Source organism: Arthrobacter sp. 05N428_2 (genome assembly GCF_056397065.1).
In genome coordinates this window covers 1-14,720 of record NZ_JBFTMR010000019.1, presented here as the reverse complement: position 1 = coordinate 14,720, position 14,720 = coordinate 1, and the positions used below count along the sequence as shown (strand labels likewise).

At 65.8% G+C, this 14,720-nt stretch carries 9 protein-coding genes, 1 tRNA gene and 1 pseudogene; 9 read left to right on the top strand and 2 right to left on the bottom strand.

What is annotated here, in order from left to right:
* The first annotated feature begins 49 nt into the window (after positions 1–49).
* The 4 genes from AC1DGI_RS16175 (at position 50) to nrfD (ending at position 7,091) form a co-directional block, all read left to right on the top strand.
* On the top strand, positions 50–958 hold the full coding sequence (locus tag AC1DGI_RS16175) for a helix-turn-helix domain-containing protein (RefSeq protein ID WP_441403465.1): 909 nt from the start codon (positions 50–52) through the stop codon (positions 956–958).
* A gap of 588 nt (positions 959–1,546) precedes the next feature.
* On the top strand, positions 1,547–4,882 hold the full coding sequence (gene fdh, locus AC1DGI_RS16170; RefSeq protein WP_476899559.1) for a formate dehydrogenase: 3,336 nt from the start codon (positions 1,547–1,549) through the stop codon (positions 4,880–4,882).
* Between the two features lie 113 nt (positions 4,883–4,995).
* Positions 4,996–6,006, top strand: coding sequence for a 4Fe-4S dicluster domain-containing protein (locus tag AC1DGI_RS16165; RefSeq protein WP_476899558.1), 1,011 nt, complete (start codon positions 4,996–4,998; stop codon positions 6,004–6,006).
* Complete coding sequence (gene nrfD, locus AC1DGI_RS16160; protein ID WP_476899557.1) at positions 6,003–7,091, top strand: NrfD/PsrC family molybdoenzyme membrane anchor subunit; 1,089 nt, start codon at positions 6,003–6,005, stop codon at positions 7,089–7,091. Before AC1DGI_RS16165 ends, nrfD begins: the two co-directional genes overlap by 4 nt.
* A gap of 29 nt (positions 7,092–7,120) precedes the next feature.
* Here nrfD and selD read toward each other — a convergent pair whose 3' ends face one another.
* Positions 7,121–8,146: a selenide, water dikinase SelD gene (gene selD / locus AC1DGI_RS16155; protein WP_476899556.1), complete on the bottom strand. Its 1,026-nt coding sequence runs from the start codon at positions 8,144–8,146 to the stop codon at positions 7,121–7,123.
* Between the two features lie 42 nt (positions 8,147–8,188).
* On the opposite strand from selD, the gene AC1DGI_RS16150 reads away from it, so the two are divergent.
* The 3 genes from AC1DGI_RS16150 (at position 8,189) to selB (ending at position 11,455) form a co-directional block, all read left to right on the top strand.
* Positions 8,189–8,283 (top strand) — tRNA-Sec (locus AC1DGI_RS16150).
* Between the two features lie 37 nt (positions 8,284–8,320).
* Positions 8,321–9,652, top strand: coding sequence for an L-seryl-tRNA(Sec) selenium transferase (gene selA, locus AC1DGI_RS16145; protein WP_476899555.1), 1,332 nt, complete (start codon positions 8,321–8,323; stop codon positions 9,650–9,652).
* A gap of 3 nt (positions 9,653–9,655) precedes the next feature.
* Positions 9,656–11,455 carry a selenocysteine-specific translation elongation factor gene (gene selB, locus AC1DGI_RS16140; RefSeq protein WP_476899554.1) on the top strand — a complete coding sequence of 600 codons (1,800 nt, stop codon included), beginning with the start codon at positions 9,656–9,658 and terminating at the stop codon, positions 11,453–11,455.
* Between the two features lie 8 nt (positions 11,456–11,463).
* Here the strand turns inward: selB and AC1DGI_RS16135 are convergent, their stop codons facing one another.
* Positions 11,464–11,922: an NAD(P)-binding domain-containing protein gene (locus tag AC1DGI_RS16135; protein ID WP_476899580.1), complete on the bottom strand. Its 459-nt coding sequence runs from the start codon at positions 11,920–11,922 to the stop codon at positions 11,464–11,466.
* Between the two features lie 1,226 nt (positions 11,923–13,148).
* Here AC1DGI_RS16135 and AC1DGI_RS16130 point away from each other — a divergent pair.
* Both AC1DGI_RS16130 and AC1DGI_RS16125 read left to right on the top strand, forming a co-directional pair.
* Entirely contained in the window at positions 13,149–14,507 is a 1,359-nt protein-coding gene (locus AC1DGI_RS16130) for an MFS transporter (RefSeq protein ID WP_476899553.1), read from the top strand.
* Between the two features lie 55 nt (positions 14,508–14,562).
* Positions 14,563–14,720: pseudogene (locus AC1DGI_RS16125) on the top strand (creatininase); the annotation flags it as partial.

The following is a 14,720-nucleotide window of genomic DNA, read 5'->3' as shown; positions in this document are numbered from 1 at the left end:
GACTCCGCGGGAGAAGTTCGAGCATTGGCGGACATGGTACGGACAAGCCGTGGAAACTCCTGTCCGGCTGGAGGAAACCGGGCCGACTTCCCCGCTTTTTCGCCCGTGGGCCACAAGTTTTACTGGGCCGGGCTTCAGCGTGATAGAGCTCCGGAACGAACCCGCAAAAGGATTCTGGAATGCCAACCCAGACTCGGGCGACCTCCGTCTGGCTTACTTCGTCAAGGCCCCCTCTGCGACGTACAACTTCTCCGGAGAGCCTACGTCCATCAGCGCACCACGTGTTCGCTTCCTCGATCTCACCCACAAAGGAGAATTCCGCGCTCCCAACGGCATGCACGTCGTCCAGCTCAACCTAGACAGAGCCGCTCTGGACCTGACGATGGCAGACGCCAAACGCCTGTCCGACATGCCCAATCTCATTCAGCATCCCGTATTGCGTTCGTTGCTTATGCCCGTTCTCTTGAACTGCCGAAACGACGGAATGGAAGAACACTCCGGTTCGGCGGCCGGTGTGCTGACGTCCATCGTTGCTTCGCTGATCTCATCGTTGCTCGAAGTACCCCCCGCCCCCGAATCGCTCCAATGGTCGCAGCTCTTGGAAATTAGGAAGTACATCGACCGGAACTACACCTCACGGGACCTGGCGGTCCAAGCCATCACAGAGCACTTCCACATCTCCCGCAGGACACTGTTCAGCCACTTTGAGCAGGAAGAGCTCGGACTCGGCTCCCGCATCCGCGCCGTGCGTACCGCGAGGACTCTGGAGCTACTCCTTGACAAGGAAGACCGGTCGCGACCGATGGACGAACTCGCCGCCCGCAGCGGTTTTTCCAATACCCAAAGCCTGTCAAGGGCATTGAAGGCGGCAACGGGGCTCACGGTGCGCGACCTCAGGGGCCAACCAGCCGCGACGGCGGGTCACCTCGATGTCATCCGGCGATCTCTCGCCCGGTAAACCCGAGACAACCCAGTACGGGCCGCCTGTCGACTCCGCCCCTACAGGAGAGCCAGGATTTGGTCGCACGGAACCTCTGTGGAAGGGTCCAGCAGGGGGCGCAGACCGGTCCCGGCGACGGGAGGGCCCTCGATCCCCCAAAACATAACCGAGGCCCCGCCCGTGCACGAAATGCTAGCCTCCCCGAAGTAGGCAATGAGAGTCGTCCTGCATCTCTGCACAAAGTGACGAAAAACCGGCGGCTGTTCTTCACCCGGTGAATCATCACGCCGCAGTGGCGCCCCCGCGAAGCGGAGGGCCCCGGATGTTTCTAACGCACGCCGTTGGGCGCACGGGCCGCGGGCTCCCTATCCACAGTGCTGATCCCGGCCGAGGAGTTCCAGAGCGGGGCCTCGCCAACAGTCGGGCCTTTGCCTACTACCTCGCCAAGGACCTGTTGGGGCGCGGCTTCCAGACGAAGCCGGTAAACGTTTTACAAAGGCCCGCAAAATCTTCGGGCGTACGTTGGCCAAGGCTCGCCGTTGTTGTCCGCGCGGTAGATATCACGCTCCTCTGTCGTTGGCGCCGTGGATTGGGTAGGCTCCTGCCATGGCACGGCGTAGTTTTCTTCAGTGGCCGGTCGTCCGGCAGTTCAGTACGGGCGACCTGCTGGGCCGCGGCCCGGCGGTGACATCCCCGCAGACGAGGGCAATAAGCCCCCGGACGGCCACCGCGGACCGCGTCGTACAGAGCGTGTGCCCGTATTGTGCGGTGGGCTGCGGACAGCGGGTCTACGTCAAGGACGAAAAGGTCGTTCAGATCGAAGGCGATCCCGATTCGCCTATTTCCCGCGGCCGGTTGTGCCCCAAGGGCTCTGCCAGCGAGCAGCTGGTCAACTCGCCGGGCCGGCAGACCGAAGTGCTCTACCGTGCGCCACGCTCCACCCAGTGGCAGCATCTGGATCTCGAAACTGCCATCGACATGGTGGCGGAACGCTTCATCGAAAGCCGCCGCAGGACGTGGCAGCAGGAAGACGAAGAGGGCCGGCTGCTTCGCCGCACGATGGGCATAGCCTCACTAGGCGGGGCAACCCTGGACAACGAAGAGAACTACCTGATCAAGAAACTCTTCACGGCTGCCGGAGCAGTGCAGATCGAGAACCAAGCACGTATTTGACACTCTTCCACGGTTCCCAGTTTGGGAGCCTCGTTTGGACGCGGTGGCGCAACGCAATCACTGCAGGACATGGCCAACGCCGACTGCATCATCATTCAGGGTTCCAATATGGCCGAGTGCCACCCTGTGGGATATCAGTGGGTTGCAGAGGCCAAGGCCCGCGGAGCAAAGGTCATCCACATCGACCCCAGATTCACGCGCACCTCGGCCGTCGCGGACAAGCACATTTCCATCCGGGCCGGCTCTGACGTCGTCCTCTTGGGCGCGTTGATTAACTACGTCATCACCCACGACCTGTGGTTCAAGGAGTATGTGGGCGCGTACACCAACGCGGCCACGCTGGTTCATGCCGACTTCCGCGACGCCGAGGATCTGGGCGGATTGTTCTCCGGCTACGATCCGGAGACGGGAGCCTACGACACGGCGTCCTGGTCTTACGCGGAACAGGGTGGAGGCACCATTGACGATGCTGGTGCTGGCCCCGAACACGGCGCCCACGCGTCGGCTCGCGCCGCGGGAGACCAGTTCGGCAGCGGCGGTCCCTCCCTGGAACACGCCCAAGTGCAGCGTGACGAGACCCTGCAGGACCCCCGGACCGTTTTCCAGATCTTGAAGCGGCACTACGCCCGTTACACCCCGGAGATGGTCCAGGACATGTGTGGCATCGACGTCGCGGACTTTGAGTACCTGGCCCGCGCCATCACGGAAAACTCGGGGCGCGAACGGACAACGTGCTTTGCCTACGCTGTCGGCTGGACCCAGCACTCGCTCGGAGCGCAGTTCATCCGGGCCGCCGCCATCCTGCAACTTCTGCTCGGCAATGTGGGCCGCCCGGGCAGCGGAATCATGGCCCTGCGCGGCCATGCAAGCATCCAAGGTTCCACGGATATTCCGACCTTGTTCAACCTGCTGCCCGGGTACCTGCCAATGCCCAGCGCCGGGCGCCATGACACCTTCAGTGAATACCTGGATGCGGTCGCGTCGAAGAAGCAGAAGGGCTTCTGGGCGGACGCCGACTCCTACACCATTAGCCTGCTGAAGGCCTGGTGGGGCGAGGCCGCGACCGCGGAGAACGACTGGGCCTACGATTACCTTCCCAGGCTGACCGGAGCGCACGGCACGTACCAGACGGTGATGGACATGCTCGAGGACAAGGTGGAGGGTTACTTCCTGCTCGGACAGAATCCCGCGGTGGGCTCGTCCAACGGCCGCATGCAACGCCTTGGCATGTCGCACTTGAAGTGGCTGGTGGTGCGCGACTTGAATCTCATCGAGTCGGCGACCTGGTGGAAGGACGGCCCGGAGATCGAAACCGGGGAACTGCGCACCGAAGACATCGAGACCGAAGTGTTCTTTCTGCCTGCAGCAACCCACGTGGAGAAGGCCGGCTCGTTCACGCAGACCCAACGGCTGCTGCAGTGGCGGCACCAGGCGGTGGCACCGCCGGGAGAGTGCCAAAGTGAATTGCAGTTCTTCTTCGAGCTGGGCCAGCGGATCCGCGAGAAACTGGCGGGGTCGGAGGACGAGCGCGACCGTCCGCTGCTCGACCTCACCTGGGATTACCCCACCGACGAGCACGGCGAGCCCGACGGCGAGGCGGTGCTGGCCGAGATTAACGGCCGCCACCTCAGTGGCCCGGACGCGGGCAAACCGCTCTCCGCGTATACGGAGCTGCGCCCCGACGGTTCCACGTCCGCGGGCTGCTGGATCTACACCGGCGTCTACGCCGACGGCATCAACCATGCCGCCAACCGGAAGCCGGGCCAGGAGCAAGGACCTGCCGCCTCTGAATGGGGCTGGGCGTGGCCGGCCAACCGCCGGATTCTCTACAACCGGGCGTCGGCAGACCCTGCCGGTAAACCGTGGAGCGAGCGGAAGAAATACATCTGGTGGGACCAGGAACAGGGACGGTGGGTAGGAGACGACGTGCCCGACTTCCCGGTTGACCGTGCTCCGGGCAGCCAACCTGACCCCGATCTCGGAGGTCCGGCCGCCTTGAGCGGAGATGACCCCTTTATCATGCAGTCAGACGGCAAGGGCTGGTTGTTCGCACCGTCGGGCGTCGTTGACGGTCCTCTTCCCACCCACTACGAACCGCAGGAATCGCCGGTGGCCAATGGCCTTTATCCGCAGCAGCAAAATCCGGCCCGGCTGGTGTATCCCCGCGCGGACAACCTCAGCGCACCAAGCGCGGGGACCAGTGGCGCGGACGTCTACCCCTACGTCTTCACCACGTACCGGCTCACCGAACACCACACTGCCGGCGGAATGAGCCGCTGGTTGCCGTACCTCTCGGAGCTGCAACCGGAAATGTTCTGCGAGGTCTCTCCCGAGCTGGCCGCTGAGCGCGGACTCGAGCCCTACGGGTGGGCCACGATCATTTCGGCCCGCTCCGCCATCGAGGCGAAGGTGCTCGTCACCCAGCGGATGAAACCCTTGGCCGTTGGCGGCCACACCGTCCATCAGATCGGGTTGCCCTACCATTGGGGCGTCGGAACGGATGCTGTCGTCAGCGGTGACGCGGCCAACGACCTGTTGGGCGTGACGCTGGACCCCAACGTCCAGATCCAGGAATCTAAGGCCGCTTCCTGTGACATCCGCCCGGGCCGCCGGCCGCGCGGGGCGGAGCTGCTTGCCCTGGTTGCCGAGTACCAGGCCCGGGCCGGAGCGACGACCGAAACCGGGAACCGGCTCGTTACCGATCCGGGCGCGGAAAGCAATGACACGGGCCGCCGAAAGGACGGCCGCACCGAGGGCCGTCCAGGATGATGGGCATCTTCACTGCCGGTCCGGCGGGGCCACTCCATGCGCCGCCTGCTCCGCCTGCACAACCGGTCCGCTCTGGTAGCGTTCCGGATACCGACTCGACGTTGGAGGATTAGATGGGCCAGCTATCCGGACCGACCGACCCCGCCGCCGATGCCCGGTGGGATAATCAGCAGCCGCGCAAGGGGTTTTTCACAGACACCTCCATCTGCATCGGCTGTAAGGCGTGCGAAGTGGCCTGCAAGGAATGGAACCACAACCCCCAGGACGGGAACCTGGAGCTGCTGGAATCCTCCTATGACAACACCGGAGGGCTCGGTGCCAGCACCTGGCGGCATGTCGCCTTCGTTGAACAGGGCCAGGAACGTATTACCGAGGCGCGGGAGTCCGGGCGCGCGCTGGTCAACCTCGGCATGCCCCGCATCGGCCCTCCGCCGACGGCTGCGTCCGCCGGGCCGGACCTGGCGAGCGTGGATACGACGCCGCCGGACACGGCAGACTTCCGCTGGTTGATGTCCTCCGATGTCTGCAAGCACTGCACGCACGCCGGGTGCCTGGATGTCTGCCCGACCGGAGCGCTTTTCCGCACGGAGTTCGGCACTGTGGTGGTCCAGGAAGACGTGTGCAACGGCTGCGGAACCTGCGTTGCAGGGTGTCCGTTCGGCGTGATCGAGCGCCGCAGCGACGGCATGGTGGCGGTGGCCGCCCAGCGGGAGGAGCAGCACGCCAAGGATCCGGCCGTCCCCAATGTCGGCGTCGCCCAGAAGTGCACGCTGTGCTACGACCGCCTGGTCAACGATGAGACGCCCGCTTGCGCTAAAGCTTGTCCGACGACATCGATCAAATTCGGCAACCACGACGACATGGTGGAGACGGCCCGGGAACGGGTGGTCTCCCTGCACCAGCAGGGACTCACGGAAGCCAGGCTCTATGGTGCCAACGAACTCGACGGCGTCGGCGGAACCGGAGCGGTCTTCCTCCTGCTCGACGAACCGGAAGTGTACGGACTTCCTCCGGATCCGAGAGTGCCCACAGCCGATCTGCCGCAAATGTACCGGCGGGCCGGTATGGCCGTCGCCGGCATGGTTGGCGCCGCGGCGCTGGCTTTCCTGGGAGGGCGCGCGTGACCCACTCTGAGTTCGACAGCTTTCGGCCGCCGGAGCCTGCCCGCCGTCGTCGATCCGGCGGCAAGCGCGGTACCGGCCGCCGCGACAGCGGTGACGGTTCCCGCGAAATGCCTATGGTTCCGGAGCCGGAATTCACCTCGTACTACGGCCGTCCGGTCGTCAAGCCGGCACCCTGGACCGAAGATGTGGCCGCCTACCTGTTTCTAGGCGGTGTCGCAGCCGGTTCCGCGCTGCTGGGTCTCGGCGGGCAGCTGACGGGGCGACCGACGCTGCGCCGGAATGCGCGGCTGAGCGCCTTGACGGCGGTGAGCTTGGGTGCTGTTGCCCTGGTGAAGGATCTCGGCAGGCCCGAGCGCTTCCTGAACATGCTGCGGACCATCAAGCTGACCTCGCCGATGAGTGTGGGCTCGTGGATTCTGAGCGCGTTCAGCGTCGGCACGGCCGTCTCGGCGGCAGCGGAAATCGATCGGCTCACCGGGACGCGGTTGCCGCTGGGTCCGTTGCGGAACGTGCTGCAAGCGGTCGAGGGACCGGCGGGCTGCGAGGCAGCACTTTTCGCCGGACCGCTGGCCGCGTACACGGCGGTCCTGCTCGGTGACACGGCCACACCCACCTGGAACGCCGCGCACGAGGAATTGCCATTCGTTTTCGTGAGTTCGGCGGCGCTCGCTTCTGCCGGGCTCGCGATGATCACCACTCCGGTACAGGAGGCGGGTCCGGCCCGAAAACTTGCTGTGCTGGGCGTGATGGGTGACGTGGTTGCCATGCGGGTAATGGAGCACCGGATGGACCCGGTGGTGGCCGAGCCCCTGCACCAGGGCAAGGCAGGTGTCATGCTGAAATGGAGCGAGCGGCTGGCGGCCGCCGGTGGTTTGGGGACGCTGCTGGGCGGACGCCACCGGGCGGTGGCCGTGGCTTCGGGGCTGGCGCTGCTGGCCGCCTCGGCGTTGACCCGGTTCGGCGTGTTCGAGGCCGGCCTTTCCTCGGCTCGGGACCCGCGGTACACGATCGAACCGCAGAAGAACCGTCTCGCCGCCCGCCGCGCTGCCGGCATCACCAGCGATTCGATCACTACTGCCGGCTGACGGCTCTGCCGTGGCTTAGTGGATCGGGTTCAGCGGATCTCGGTGCCTTGGCCGACGACGGTGTGTCCGATTACCGGATAGCCGGGCACCTCACCGACGACGAGCAGGCCGCCGGAGGTCTGTGCATCGGCCAGCAGGAGCAAATCGTCTTCGGTGACGCCGGCGGCGGCCCGTAGGTGCGGCCGCACCCAATCGAGGTTCCGACGCGTCCCGCCGGAGACAAAGCCATCCCGCAGCGCCTCCAGGGCGCCGTCGACGACTGGCACCGCTTCCCGGTCGATTACTGCCCCCACCCCGGAGGCGCGGCACATTTTGTAGAGGTGCCCCAGCAGGCCGAAGCCCGTCACGTCCGTGGCCGCACGCACGCCGGCCGCCACCGCTGACTCGGCGGCGTCGCGGTTCAGGCGCGTCATCGTCGCTACCGCTTCCGCGAACACTTCACCGGTCTGCTTGTGCCGGTTATTGAGCAGCCCGACGCCGATCGGCTTGGTGAGCGTGAGCGGCAGCCCGGACTGGGCGGCATCGTTGCGCAGCAACCGGTCGGGATGGGCGACGCCGGTAACCGCCATGCCATACTTCGGCTCCGGATCGTCAATCGAATGGCCGCCGATCACCGGGCACGCCGCCTCCGCGGCGACGCTCAGGCCGCCGCGTAGGACTTCAGTCATCAACTCCAGTGGCAGCACGCCGCGGGGCCAGCCGACGAGGTTGATCGCCATGATCGGGCGGCCGCCCATCGCGTAAATGTCCGAAAGCGCATTCGCGGCAGCGATCCGGCCCCAGGCAAAGGCATCGTCAACCACGGGAGTGAAGAAGTCGGCCGTGGACAGCACCGCCAGATCGCCGCGCACCAAGACGGCTGCTGCGTCGTCGCCGCTGTCAAGACCAACCAGCACGTCCGCGCCCGGCTGGCCGGTGAGGCCGCGCACCGCTTCTTCGAGCTCGCCGGGCGGAATCTTGCAGGCGCAGCCACCACCGTGGGCATAGGCGGTGAGCCGGACTGGGCCGACGCCGTCGTTGTTAAGTGGCGGAATAGACGTCTCGGTCTCGTTCACTCCCCTAGGTTACCCCCGTGTGCGATCTGCTACATTGATCCCGGTGGCGTCCGGGTCCTGGTGGGCCCCCCGGTCTTCAAAACCGGTGAGGCTGAGTATCTCGGCCTGGCGGGTTCGATTCCCGTCCGCCTCCGCCAACCACCGGCATGCACTGCCGCGGAAGGAAGAGGGACTGTGGACCAGGTCGATCCCCGCCGGCTAATTCCGCGCACCGACGATCTGCTGGCGCTGCCGGCCGTCCGCGCGGCCCGGAATCGCCTGAGTGCACGGCTCATCCGCGAACTCGTCCGGCAAACCCAGGAGCAGGCGCGGCGCGGCGACCTCGATCCCGGCCAGGTGGAATCGGCCCTGCTGGCCGCCGTCGCTGCACGCACGGCGACCACCCTGCGCCCGGTGCTCAACGCAACCGGCGTGGTCGTCCACACCAATCTCGGCCGCGCCCCGCTGTCTGCGGCCGCGGTTGAAGCACTTGTCGCAGCCAGCGGCTACGTCGACGTGGAGCTCGATCTGGTAACCGGCAGCCGCGCCCGCCGCGGCGCCGGTGCCCGGGCTGCATTGCTCGCCGCCTGTCCCGCTGCCGAGGACGCGCTGGTGGTCAACAACGGGGCTGCGGCGCTAGTGCTGGCCACCACGGCCCTCGCCGCCGGCCGGGAGGTGGTGGTGAGCCGCGGCGAACTGGTTGAGATCGGTGCCGGCTTCCGGTTACCGGACCTGATCGAATCAACGGGTGCGACGCTGCGCGAGGTGGGCACGACCAACCGGACGCACCTGCGGGACTACGCCGACGCCCTCGGACCGGCCACCGGCTGCGTACTTAAGGTCCACCCGAGCAACTTCCGGGTGGACGGATTCACCTCCGCTGTTCCACTAGACGAACTAAGCCCGCTGGCCGCGGCGCACGGAGTTGCCCTCGTGGCCGATCTCGGCAGCGGACTGCTGGCGCCCGATCCGCACCTTCCCGAAGAACCGGACGCAGCCACCGCGCTGGCCAGCGGGGCCGACGTCGTCATTGCCAGCGGCGACAAACTGCTGGGCGGACCCCAGGCCGGTTTACTGCTCGGCCGGACGGAGATCATCTCCCGGCTGGCACGCCACCCGCTTGCCCGAGCGGTGCGGGCCGACAAACTTGCCCTCGCGGCGCTGGAAGCTACGGTCGCGGGCGAAGCACCGCCGGTCGTCCGGGCCCTGCACGCGGACCCGGACTGGTTGCGGAACCGAACCGACCGGCTCGCCGCGGCCCTCGGGGTACCGGTCGTCGCGCACGAGGGCCGGGTCGGCGGCGGCGGAGCACCCGGCGTCGCCCTGCAGGGGTGGGCCCTCCGGCTCCCCGAAACGCTTGCCGGGCTCTTGCGTGCCGGCGACCCGGCCGTGCTCCCCCGCGTCCACGACGGTTCCTGCCTGCTCGATCTGCGCTGCGTACCCGAAGAGGACGATGACCGGATACTCGACGCGGTGCGCCAGGCGCTGGCAACGTTCACGGGGTCGGATGCAGGCGGGGCGGGCTGAACCGTGCATGTCGTTGCCACCGCCGGACACGTCGATTGCGGCAAAAGCACGCTGGTGCGCGCGCTGACCGGCATGGAGCCGGACCGCTGGGAGGAAGAGCGGCGCCGCGGGCTGACCATAGACCTAGGCTATGCCTGGACCACGCTGCCTTCCGGGCGGGATGTTGCCTTCGTGGACGTACCGGGCCACGAACGATTCCTCGGCAACATGCTGGCCGGAATCGGACCGGCTCCCGTCGTCTGCTTCGTCGTCGCTGCCGATGAAGGCTGGCAGGCGCAGTCAAGCGACCACCGGGACGCCGTCGCTGCGCTGGGCATTGAGTACGGCGTCGTGGTCATCAGCCGGACCGATCGCGCGCCCGGGCAGATTGGTGAAGTCCTCGCCCGGACCCGCAGGGAGCTGGCCGGGACTGGCCTGGCGGATGCGCCCGCAGTGGCTGTGTCTGCCGTCGAGGGCACCGGCCTGGCCGAACTGCGTGCCACACTCGACGGCGTTCTGGCCGGGGTGCCCGACCCCGCCACCACGGGCCGGGTCCGCCTGTGGGTGGACCGCTCGTTTACTATCAAGGGCGCCGGAACCGTGGTGACCGGAACGTTGGCAGCGGGAACGCTCGTCCAAGGGGACCGTCTGCAGTTGCTCGGCCACGATGGTTCGCGGTCAGTGGTGGTCCGCGGACTGCAAAGCCGCGACACGTCGTATTCCTCGTTGGGGCCGGTCAACCGGGTGGCACTGAACCTGCGCGATGTTTCCGCCGCCGACGTCCGCCGCGGAGACGCTCTGCTGACCCCCGACGCGTGGCCCGTCACGGGCGTCCTGGGCATCCACCGTACTACCGGCGTAGCCTATACGGACGTCCCGGAGCAGCTCATGGTGCATGCCGGCACTGCCGCCGTGCCGGCCCGGCTGCGTCCTTTCGGTGCCGACCACGCCCGGCTTGTCCTGGACCGGCGCCTGCCGCTGGTTCTCGGGGACCGTCTGGTGCTGCGGGACCCCGGGACCCGCTCGGTGCTGGGAGGCGCACAAGTGCTCGACGCCGATCCGCCGGCCTTGCGGCGGCGCGGTGACGGCATCCACTGGGCTGAGCGGCTCGCTGGCATGGACGCCGCCGGAGACGTGCTGGCGGAAGTTGCGGCCCGCGGGGCCGTGCAGGAAGAATACCTGCGCCGGCTCGGGTTGCTGTCTGCCCACGACGCGGCGCCCGCCGGCGTCCGGGTTCTCGGCGACTGGTGGGTGCACGCTCCCGCCTTCGAAGCATGGCAGCATCGGCTGCTCACGGCCCTCCAGACACTGCATGAGCGCGATCCCCTCGCCCCGGGCCTTTCCCGGGGCGCGGCCCGGGATCTGCTGAACCTGCCCGATGAGCGGCTTCTTGACCCGGTCGTTCGCGAAGCAGGTCTGGAGCAGGAGAGCGGCCACGTCCGGCTCCCAGGCATCCAACGCGACCTTGGCGCCGTCGGGCCGGCGTTGGATGAACTGGAGCGCAGGCTGATCGCCCGCGCATTCCAAGCCCCAGAAGCCGAAGAGCTGGCCGCGCTGGGCCTGGGCGCCCGGGAGCTCGCTGCCGCCGAACGCACCGGGCGGCTGCTGCGCTTGCGCGACGGAGTGGTACTCCTGCCCACGGCACCGGCCTTTGCGATGCGCGAGCTGGCCCGCCTTGAGCAGCCCTTCACCACTAGCCAGGCACGCCAGGCCCTCGGGACAACACGAAGGGTCGCGGTTCCGTTACTGGAATATCTGGACTCACGCGGCTGGACCCGGCGACTGGATGCCGGTCACCGCACGGTAGTGCGTCGACCCGTCTGAACGGTAGATCACCGTGACAGGTGAACCACCCAATCCGCTAAGGGACTTGGAGGGCGGTCATCCCCAAGTCCCTGAAGGGCAAAATGCATAAGCTCATTGGTCAACAACGTTCGGGCCTCAGGGGTCGATATGGCACTGCACCAACAGTTCGAGCAGCTCAGCGCCCGTCCTCTCGAAGTCTCCAACGGTGCGCCGAAACGCCTGCACAGGGCCGCGACATCGTTCACGCCGACAGTCGTGGACTGCACCCAAGCTGCGCCCTGCCGGGTTCCCGGGGCGGCTTGCCGGATTACTTCGGTCACGGCGGCGGCATCGTAGAGCATCGTCAGTATCACGTCGGCGCCAGCGACGGCTTCGGCCGGGGACAAGGCCACCTGCGCTCCGGCGTCGGCCAGTGGGCCGGTCTTGGCCTGGTCCCGGTTCCACACGTGGACCTCGTGTCCGGCCCGCAGAAGGTTGCGGGCCATCGCGGCCCCCACAATGCCGGCTTCCAGCACTGCTACGTTGCGCTTCGTGTTCCTTCACCGAGCCTACGACCCAATGCCGGAACCCGACCTTCGAGTTCGGCTCCCCTCGGCAACGACCTCGAGGCCGAGCTGGCGCTGCGCCTCGCCCTCCAGGACCTGCAAGCCGCAACCCAAGATCAATCTAAACAATAACCAAGGAGTCACGTTGTCAGCGACCCTAGCCACCATGAAGTAGTGAACGAGAAAACTCCACGAAAGGACGAACGAGGATGAATACCCAGCAACGACACCACGGGGCGCTACCACCGTAGTCAGCCGCTCCCCCAGCCAACCGAATAGACCGCTTCCGGGACCCCGACACACTCGGAATATCAGATCAGAGGCAAGGGCGTGGACACCGTCCACGCGAAGAAACACCAAAAAACCCCTGAACAGGGAACTTGTGCCCGAGGTGGGACTCGAACCGGGTTCCAGCCCCCGGAAATCCGCCATTCCCCCGAAAAGCTCCGCAATCCGGCCCAGTCCGGCACCAGTACGATCCGATCCGAAGCCCAGGGTGTGCACATTGTGCACACCGTCCTTTTTTGGCGGCTTGATGTACCGTCCAGAGAAGTGCCGCAGCCCGTCGGATGCGGGAAGTCCTCCTGCCTGTTGCGCACCTGCATTCCTCAACGGGTGCCGATCTGCACGTGTCCTGGCCGGGCACCGGCGCAAGGCGTGCACGGAGCGCCGGAGTCCGGCGCACGGCTCAGGCCCGGGATCAACAGGAATCATGACGCGGCACCTCTCTTCAGACATCTCATCGTCGAAGGAGCAAAAAGGTGCATGACCAGGACGCGCCCATCGGCCTGCGGTGAAAGGGCCAGCGCCACACTTTCAGGACGAGGTACTTAGACACTGGGTCGAAGGCCTTGCGCCCCACGAGGTGAACCGCCCTTGGACCGAAGGTGCATGTTAGCGTCGACGCCTCCCAGAGACTTATTCAGAACGCCCATCATGCCGATCTGTTTACATTCACCGAAAAGTACTGCTTGATGCAACTGCGTTGCGTCGGATGCACACGTTTGGATGACTGCGACTGTTGCGGAGATGGATCTTAATCCAGATAGAGATGTAAACAGACTTCTTCCTACAGGTGAAAATTGATTGACTGTGGTCTGGCTCACTCGTATTCTGGTGCAACAGCGTTGCGTTCGATGCAACTCCAAATTTTCATTGGTGGACATATGAGTAACGAACCAAATCAAGCGGCGACCATGCCGGGCCCCTCGCAGCAGGCTCCGGGGCCCGCCGGCGGGCCCGGGCACACAGTCAGCAAGGAGACCAGGCGCCGGGTGATCGCCGCGAGTTTCATCGGCAACTTCGTCGAGTGGTTTGACTACGCCGTCTACGGCTACCTGGCAGTGACTATCGCCGCGGTCTTTTTCCCGGAATCGAATCCCCAAACAGGGCTCCTGCTGACCTTCGCCCTGTTTGCCATCTCGTTCCTGGTGCGGCCCCTGGGCGGCTTTGTTTGGGGACACATCGGCGACCGGGTTGGCCGCCGGACGGCACTGTCCCTCTCCATCCTTATCATGTCCGGAGCGACGTTCTGCATCGCGCTGATACCGGGCTACGACACGATCGGCATTTGGGCCCCCATCCTGCTGCTGATCATCCGCGTTGCCCAGGGATTCTCCGCCTCCGGCGAGTACGCCGGCGCCTCCGCGTTCCTGGTGGAGTACGCCCCGGCCAACAAGCGTGGTCTCTATGCCGCGGTAGTGCCGGCAAGTACGGCTGCGGGTCTGCTGCTGGGTTCACTCCTCGCGGGACTGCTAACCACTCTTCTCAGCGCCGACGCCATGCAGGGCTGGGGGTGGCGCCTGCCGTTCCTGCTCGCGGCTCCCATGGGTCTGATCGGACGCTATATCCGCACCAAGTTGGAAGACACCCCGGTGTTCCGCGAACTCGCTGCAGAGGACGAGACCATCAAGGCGCCCGTCTTTGGTCTCTTCCGCAACCACTGGCGGCTGCTGCTGAGGGCTGTGGGAGCCGTGTTGCTCAATGCCGTTGGCTTCTACGTGATTCTCAGCTATATGCCCACGTACCTATCCTCAGAACTTGGCCTCGGCAAAACAGAATCGTTCCTAGCCACCACCATCGCGCTGGTGACTTACATCGGGTTCATCTTCCTGACAGGCATGCTCTCGGACCGCTACGGCCGCAAGAAGGTGCTCATCGCCGCATCTCTGAGCTTCATTGTGCTGACAGTTCCGGCCTTTGCCCTGCTAGGGACGGGAAACTTTCTGGTGATCGTCCTTATTCAGGTCCTRCTCGGTGCCATGCTCACCCTCAATGACGGCACGCTGCCGAGTTTCCTGGCGGAAATGTTCCCCACCCGGGTCCGCTACAGCGGGTTCGCCGTCAGCTTCAACCTCTCCAACGCCCTCTTCGGCGGCACCGCCCCCTTTATGGCAACGCTCCTGATCGCTGCCACGAAAAATGAGCTGGCTCCGGCCTGGTATCTCGTTGCCGCGGCTTTCGTCTCGCTGATCGCCGTCGCGCTCTCCCGGGAAACGTGCAAGGAACCACTGCGCCACGAATAGCCCGCCGCCCTAGCCTCTTCACCTTTAGAAAGCACGACAGAAAGGCATCACTACCGTGACCATTTCCACCACCGCCCTTGCCTCAAACGTCTCCGAGTTGGAACGCCTGAAGGTTCTCCACAACGGCCAGAAGGTTCAGCTGACGTTCTCCGACGCCGAGCTCGAACGCCGCATTGCCGGTCTCCGTTCGATCATGGCAGCGAAGAACCTGGA